The organism is Streptomyces celluloflavus, assembly GCA_000720995.1.
Taxonomy (GTDB): domain Bacteria; phylum Actinomycetota; class Actinomycetes; order Streptomycetales; family Streptomycetaceae; genus Streptomyces; species Streptomyces celluloflavus.
The window spans coordinates 1-6,312 of the sequence record JOEL01000100.1 but is presented as its reverse complement, the minus strand read 5'-3'; the positions used below and the strand labels follow the sequence as shown (position 1 = coordinate 6,312).

The window sequence follows — 6,312 nt, the reverse complement described above, 5'->3', positions numbered from 1 at the left end:
TCCCACAGACCATCAGGAACCAGCCGTTGCGACAGATCGACACCCACAAACAGCCATGATGCCGCACCTCACAGCATCACCACGTGAGACATCCTCTAAGAAAGGAATCACCCTGCCGGCCACGCGCATCGCGCCACTGAACATGAACATCGCCAGGTCGAAATTGGCAATCGGTGACCGAGAAGGAGCCCTGAAGAACCTCGAAAAGGCGTGGCAAGTTGCACCGCAGATGTCAAAGGTGCATCCGACTAGTCAGGAGCTGCTTCGGGTGCTGACCTCGCTTCATAAGAGAAGCAATCCGAGGCTTACTCGGTTGGTTCGTGGCGCCGGGCTGGAAATTTAGATTCCAGAACGTGGCGTTCTCCAGCGCGTGGCGCAAAAGGGGTATTGCCCCTGTAGCCGAAGCCGTTTTTGAGCATGACTCGCTCGGAGGCGGGGTTGTCAACGTGATGCCGGACGCCGGGACGACGCTCCGCCGCGCTGCTCACGGCGTAGCCAAAGGGGAGCCAGTTAATTCATTCACCGTTGCTTGCGGTGGCGGCCACGTCCCGGCGCCAACGGCGACCGGGCGGGCTGGGCGGGTTCCTGCGCCGGGCTCTCGGTGTCGGCGGGCCGCAGGAGCTTGCGGGCCTCGCTGAGGTTGGCTGCCACGGTGAAGACCTCCCAGGCGGACCCGTTCCACCGCTGGATCAGTCTTGGCTGCTCAGGGTCCACGTGCTCACCTCGCTGAGGCCCGCAGGCATGCACAGCCCGCAGGCGGCCGATGCGCGAGTCACGGCGGGCCATGTAGTCGGCCAGTGGCTCTTCGTCGTCCATCTTGATTCCCTACGATTCCGCGACTCTTCCCGGGAGAGTAGCGGGCCCGAAGGGCGATGGCTTTCGCCATCGCTCAGGCGAGGTGGTGTTGCCAGCGCAGGGCCGGGTGGTTCTCGATCCAGTACGTGTGGGACCTGCCCGTGATGTGGAGCCGTACGGCGGTGATGTCGGGGCTTCCCGCTTCTTGCCACGCGTGAAGTGCCTGCTCGATGTCGTCCCACAGGGACACGGGGCCGCCCTGTCGGACGCTCCAGTCGTCGCCGCCAGCGGTGAAGGCGGCGAAGGACTCGCGCTCCGGGTCGAAGACGTACAGAAGCTTGGTCCCGTCGCTCCGTACAGCACGGACGAGGTGTGCCCCGGGCGCGGCGAGCTGGGCGAGGAAGGCGGGCATCCACTCCTCCAGCAGGGTGGGAGGCACCTTCGTCTCCCTCTCGCTGTCCGCATAGGCCGTCCGGGCGGACAGATCACCGGCCACCGGCACTACGGCCTGGGCCCGTGCCTGCATGAACGAGGACCGGCCGATGATTCGCCCCTCCGCGTTGCCGTTCTCGTCCACGGTGACCTTGGCCAGGCCGGTCCCGTACGGCCAGGAGCCCACGGTGCTCAGGACGATGCCGCCGGGCTTGGTCTGCCGGACCCAGGTATGCGGAATGCGGCGAACGGCGCAGGTGGCGATCGTGCGGTCGTACTGCGCGTTTCGGGGATGCCCGAGGAGACCGTCACCGGTGACGGTCCACGTCGAGAAACCCACCGCTTCCAGTGCGCTGTCCGCCCGCTCCGCCACCTCGGGGTCGACCTCGACCGTGGTCACGTTGTCCGCACCGAGGTAGTGGCACAGCAGAGCCGTGGAGTAGCCGGTGCCCGTGCCGATCTCCAGCACGCGATGGCCGGCCGCGACCTCCAGGTTCTCGATCATGCCGACCACTGTGGCCGGGGTGGTGGAAGAAGACGTCGGCACACCCTGAACGGGGGCACTGGCCTGGTCGGCGGTGAGGTGCCCGTCGAGCTGGGTGGTGAGCGTGTCGTAGCTGTAGGCGATCCTCAGCCACTCGGCCGGGTCGGTGCCGACCGCGGTGACGGGCCGCCAGGCGCCGCCTTCGTTGAGGAACACACCGGGGTGAAGGAACCGCTCGCGCGGTACGGCCTCGACGGCCGCGCGCAGCCACGGGGACGTGAGAACGCCGTTCTGTGCCAGCAGCGCGGCGAGGCGGCGGCGCTCGGGGGCGGAGTCGTTCATGAGCCATCTCCTTGGGTAAGCAGGTCGGCGAAAGCGGCGGACATTGGAAGGCCGGTTTCCGTCTCCAGCCACCCCCACTGGCCGTTCGGGTTCAGCTCCAGCCACCAGTGGTCCCCCGCGCGGTCCACAGCGAGGTCGAAGCTTCCCGATACCAGGCCGAGGCGTTCCAGATAGGCGGAAAGCGCCGCGTTCAGCTGGTCGGGCAGGTCTTCCACGGTGTAGGCGAGGGCGCTGTAGTCCCTGCGCCAGTCGAGCAGGCCGGATTCGATGCGTACGGCGAAGATATGCCGACCGACCACCAGAACTCGGAGGTCGGCAATCTTGTCCACGCGGGCCTGGAACAGGTGTGGCGTCATGCGCACGCTGTCGTCGATCTCGGCGGCCGTGACCGGCTCCGCCCACCCCGTCACCGGAACTCCGTTCCGTGCGTATGGGGTCCACCGCAGTGTCTTGTAGAGCACTTCATCGTGGGCGCCGATGAACTCGCGTGCCTCATCCGGGTCGTTGGTCACCAGAGTTGGCGGCACGGCAAGGCCGAGCCGCTGTGCGAGGGCGAGTTGAGCGGGTTTGTAGTCGGCGGCGGCGATGCGCAGAGGGTGATTTACCCAGAGCAGGCCGTCCAGGGCGTAGAGGCTGCCGCCGAGCCCGTAGCGGACCTGCGCAGCCGCGAACCGGGCGTCGTCCGGCCCCAGATGGGAGAAGGTGGGCCATTCGGGGCGGCGCCAGTACACCGCTCGGACGCGGGTCAGATCAGCGGTCCTCGACGGGGTGCGCACCTGCCCGGCCACGGGGGCCGGGCAGGCGCCGAACCGAGCCGAGACCGTCAGGCCCGCGCCGATGTCGGCGGGGTTGAACCTGACCACCGGTACGTTCCGCCGGTTGAGTTCGGTGATCACCATGTCGGCGGTCAGGTCGTCCGCCTCAGTGGCCACCAGAACCGGCCTCTCCTCGGTCATATCGTCAATCCTGCTCGGAGTCCTGGTCGTGGCCCTGGTCGTTCCTGGAGTCCGAGTTCGTGATGGTCGAAGTCTCGGTGCCCTTGCTGGTGCCGTGCCTGCCCATGTCGACCACCAGGCCGGCACGGTCGCGGAACACGCCGAGCTGCGTGGCGGGATCGATGGTGACGGTGGCGTGAGGACGGCGGACAGTGGTCGGGTACGGCGCGAGTCGGCCGACCCCCCCATGGGCGGACTGTGGTGAGGTGCGTTGCGGAAGTGGCGCTCTCGATCTCGGCGGTCGCGGCCATGCCGCGCCTCCTTTCTTCCGTCGGTCCCGGCCCGGACAGGCGCGAGAGGTGCCCGTCCGTCACTACGGCGCGGGCATCCGCCCTCGGTTGGGCGGCCGGTCGTGATGGATTACCGGCGCCCCGGGAAGTTCCCGCCGGGGGCGGAAGTTCGATTCACCTTCAGAGCGGCGAACCTCGTCTTGCCCTGGGCCTCCGCGCGGAAACCGAGGTGCTGTGCGCCGTTGTGGCGATCTCCGGGTCGGCCTCCGGAACGCTGGCCGGTACGGGCGCACTTCGGGCCTCGTCGGAGCTGGTGACGATCGCCGCAAGGGCGCTGACTCCGAGTGGTGCCAGGGCGGTGATGGGCGCCAAACGGCCGGTCCGGTCGACGGAGGCCGAGGGGGCTTTTGCGCGGGCGCCGTTCACACGAGGCATTCGCCGTTGACGGCAAGAATCTTCGCGACCTTGGAGCGGCTGGTGTCGACGACGGCCGCACCGACGCGGAAGGGCTCGTGTGCGGCCTGGACGATGCGCGCCAGCTTTCCGGCCGTTGCGAAGCTGACCTTTCCGAGATGGACAAGGTGGCACTCCCCGTAGTTCACGTACAGCTCCGGAAGGTCGAGCCCAGCAGCCTCAAGGGCGGCCCGCAGCTCTCGATGCAACGCTTCGAACGACTCTTCCGAGGCTCTCGTCCGGGGCATGGACGTTCAGCTCCTGACCGTGTCGGTGCAAGTGGAGGCGAGACGAACGTAGACCGGGGCAGAGTCAACTCCCAAGAAGATTGCGTGAGTTTGCAGCAAGTCGATTGACGGCCACATATAGGCAGTCGACCATCGTTGTGTCGCACAATCTTGCGCAAGGCAGAGGACGGGAGAGTGACCATGAAGCTACGGTTCCTTGGTAAGAACTCCACCCCCGGAGACAGCCCCACCCTGTACGCCAGCGACCAGGACAGCTACGTCGTCCAGGGCTGGAAGATCTTTGCCCAAGACCTGCTCATGCGGCTCGATGTGCCGGACGGCCAGGCGGCCGTCGAGGTGCCAACCGAACTCTTCGAGCACCTGATGAAGGATGGTCTCGCCCACGGTGAGATCAAGAAGTTCCAGGACCCGATCATGCTCGTCACCGACCAGGGCACCTGCATCGTGCAAGGTCCGGTGATGCGCGATGCCGAGGCCCTGAGCCAGATGCGCCTGCCTGACTACGAAGATTGCATCGAGGTCCCCAAGTCCTCGATCACGGCCCTACTGGAGGAGAACAGTGGACCTGATCACCAGCGCCCAGCGTGACGAGCTGTTCAACAGCTTCGAACGCGATGCGTTCCACCTGGAGCTGAGGGACGACTACGGGTCGCCTGTGGAGAACACCCCCTATGCACGGTGGCAGAGGGGAGAGACCGACGACCACAAGTGGCTCGGCCCTTGGATGACGCTCATGAAGCGGGTGACGGGGGAGCGCAAGACGGTACGTCGAGTCAGAGTGATCACGGAGCCGCACTCCCCATACGTGGGGTGGGAACACTCGCTCACGAAGCTCAACATCGAGGCCGGCGAGGACATCCGTTGGCTGCCGCGGCACCAGTTGCCCGAGGGGATCACCTTTCCTGTTGGCGGAAACGACTGGTGGCTGTACGACGATCGCCTCCTGGCGGTCGGACACTTCGACGCCGAGGGGCGAGTCCTGGGCTCGCAGATCACCGAGGACCCCGACAGCGTGGCCGAGTGCATCAGGCTGCGTGACCTGCTCTGGGCCGTAGCCATCCCGCACACCGAGTACAAGCCCTGACTCTTCGGTGAGCACACAAGCACAAGAGGCACGGGAGGCGCTCGGCGCCCGGCTGCGTGGATTCCGGAAAGATGCGCGATTCGCGAGCGGCCGGGCGCTCGCCCGTGAACTCGGCTGGCAGGAGTCGAAGGTCTCGCGCCTCGAAAACGGCAAGCAGAACGCCAGCGAGGAGGACATCCGGACCTGGTGCACAGTTACAGGACAGGAAGGCCATATCGATGACCTGATCGCCACTGTGCGGCACATCGATGAACTGTGGCTTGAGTGGCGCCGGCAACTGGCGACCGGTGCAGAGAAGAGGCAACAGGCAGCCATACCGGTCTACTCCAAGACCAAGGTCTTCCGGATCTGGCACCCCACCCTCGTCTGGGGGACGCTCCAGACACCGGAGTACGCCGCGGAGACCTTCAAGCAGGTTGTCAGGTACTACGAGATCCCCGATGACACGGAAGCCGCCACGGCAAAGCGACTTGAGCGAAACAAGTACCTGTACCAGGGCGGCCGGATCTTCAACGTGATCCTTGCCGAGCAGGCTCTCTATTCGAACTTCGGGGGCCCGGACGTGATGAAGGGGCAGCTTGATCGGCTGCTCTCCGCCATCCGCCTTCCGCGAGTGAGCCTCGGCATCATCCCGAGGTCCGCGCAACTCGCAATCTGGCCGGGTAACTCGTTCTCCATGTTTGATGAAAAGCTCGTCCTCGTTGAGACCTATTCGGCGGAGTTCTCCGTGACGCAGTCACGAGAGATCGAGCTGTACGCCAAGGCGTTCGCCCTTTTGAAGCAGTCGGCAGTGTATGGAACTCCGGTAAGGGATCTTATCTTCGCCGCGATCGACTATTTCGACCGAATGGCTACCGATTAGGAGATAAATTAATGCCCGAGAAGCCGGAATGGCGTACCAGCTCCTACACCAAGTCGGATAACTGTGTCGAAGTGGCGGACAACGGCCCCGCCGAGGTCAAGGTGCGGGATTCCAAGCGTCGGCAAGGTGGAGAACTGGCCTTCCCCTCTTTGTCCTGGACGGAATTCTTGGAATTCGTCAAGCCCTGACAACGCCTGCGCTGAGCCCCCTCCCCAAGGGGGGCTCAGCTATCCCTGGTGGGTGAATCATCTGACAGGCCCGCGGGCGCGGGGCGCGGGGCGCTCTTCGGGGGTCAGGAACTGCTCTCACGTAAGTGTCCATGAGTGTCCTTTAGGAGTCATGAGTGTTGTACGATCTCGTGTATGAACCTGACGGAATGGGCACGCG

At 65.3% G+C, this 6,312-nt stretch carries 9 protein-coding genes and 1 pseudogene; 5 read left to right on the top strand and 5 right to left on the bottom strand.

Annotated elements, in window-relative coordinates:
* Nucleotides 1-343, top strand: a pseudogene (locus tag IH09_RS40485) (hypothetical protein); the annotation flags it as partial.
* Between the two features lie 176 nt (nucleotides 344-519).
* Here IH09_RS40485 and IH09_RS35860 read toward each other — a convergent pair.
* The 5 genes from IH09_RS35860 to IH09_RS35845 form a co-directional block, all read right to left on the bottom strand.
* Nucleotides 520-816, bottom strand: coding sequence for a DUF6087 family protein (locus tag IH09_RS35860; protein WP_052861940.1), 297 nt, complete (start codon nucleotides 814-816; stop codon nucleotides 520-522).
* A gap of 73 nt (nucleotides 817-889) precedes the next feature.
* Nucleotides 890-2,053: an ATP-grasp peptide maturase system methyltransferase gene (gene tgmC / locus IH09_RS35855; protein ID WP_052861939.1), complete on the bottom strand. Its 1,164-nt coding sequence runs from the start codon at nucleotides 2,051-2,053 to the stop codon at nucleotides 890-892.
* Nucleotides 2,050-3,009: an ATP-grasp ribosomal peptide maturase gene (tgmB, locus tag IH09_RS35850; RefSeq protein WP_052861938.1), complete on the bottom strand. Its 960-nt coding sequence runs from the start codon at nucleotides 3,007-3,009 to the stop codon at nucleotides 2,050-2,052. Before tgmB ends, tgmC begins: the two co-directional genes overlap by 4 nt.
* 4 nt (nucleotides 3,010-3,013) lie before the next feature.
* Nucleotides 3,014-3,172, bottom strand: a complete 159-nt coding sequence (locus tag IH09_RS38605; protein WP_404827318.1) for a putative ATP-grasp-modified RiPP — start codon at nucleotides 3,170-3,172, stop codon at nucleotides 3,014-3,016.
* 528 nt (nucleotides 3,173-3,700) lie between these two features.
* Nucleotides 3,701-3,979, bottom strand: a complete 279-nt coding sequence (locus IH09_RS35845) for a hypothetical protein (RefSeq protein WP_052861937.1) — start codon at nucleotides 3,977-3,979, stop codon at nucleotides 3,701-3,703.
* A gap of 180 nt (nucleotides 3,980-4,159) precedes the next feature.
* Here IH09_RS35845 and IH09_RS35840 point away from each other — a divergent pair, with 180 nt between their 5' ends.
* From IH09_RS35840 to IH09_RS38600, 4 genes are read left to right on the top strand one after another with little or no spacing between them, the layout of a single operon-like run.
* On the top strand, nucleotides 4,160-4,567 hold the full coding sequence (locus IH09_RS35840) for a hypothetical protein (protein ID WP_052861942.1): 408 nt from the start codon (nucleotides 4,160-4,162) through the stop codon (nucleotides 4,565-4,567).
* On the top strand, nucleotides 4,539-5,063 hold the full coding sequence (locus IH09_RS35835; RefSeq protein WP_052861936.1) for a DUF6879 family protein: 525 nt from the start codon (nucleotides 4,539-4,541) through the stop codon (nucleotides 5,061-5,063). The genes IH09_RS35840 and IH09_RS35835 overlap by 29 nt, the downstream gene beginning before the upstream one ends.
* Before the next feature lie 7 nt (nucleotides 5,064-5,070).
* Nucleotides 5,071-5,925, top strand: coding sequence for a Scr1 family TA system antitoxin-like transcriptional regulator (locus IH09_RS35830; RefSeq protein ID WP_110952818.1), 855 nt, complete (start codon nucleotides 5,071-5,073; stop codon nucleotides 5,923-5,925).
* 11 nt (nucleotides 5,926-5,936) lie between these two features.
* Nucleotides 5,937-6,113: a DUF397 domain-containing protein gene (locus IH09_RS38600; protein WP_094791389.1), complete on the top strand. Its 177-nt coding sequence runs from the start codon at nucleotides 5,937-5,939 to the stop codon at nucleotides 6,111-6,113.
* Nucleotides 6,114-6,312: the final 199 nt, after the last annotated feature.

Excerpts from the sequence above, each read along its gene's own strand:
- IH09_RS35860 (WP_052861940.1), bottom strand. The coding sequence starts at position 816 with ATGGACGACGAAGAGCCACTGGCCGACTACATGGCCCGCCGTGACTCG.
- IH09_RS38600 (WP_094791389.1), top strand. The coding sequence starts at position 5,937 with ATGCCCGAGAAGCCGGAATGGCGTACCAGCTCCTACACCAAGTCGGAT.
- tgmB (WP_052861938.1), bottom strand. The coding sequence starts at position 3,009 with ATGACCGAGGAGAGGCCGGTTCTGGTGGCCACTGAGGCGGACGACCTG.
- tgmC (WP_052861939.1), bottom strand. The coding sequence starts at position 2,053 with ATGAACGACTCCGCCCCCGAGCGCCGCCGCCTCGCCGCGCTGCTGGCA.
- IH09_RS35845 (WP_052861937.1), bottom strand. The coding sequence starts at position 3,979 with ATGCCCCGGACGAGAGCCTCGGAAGAGTCGTTCGAAGCGTTGCATCGA.
- IH09_RS35840 (WP_052861942.1), top strand. The coding sequence starts at position 4,160 with ATGAAGCTACGGTTCCTTGGTAAGAACTCCACCCCCGGAGACAGCCCC.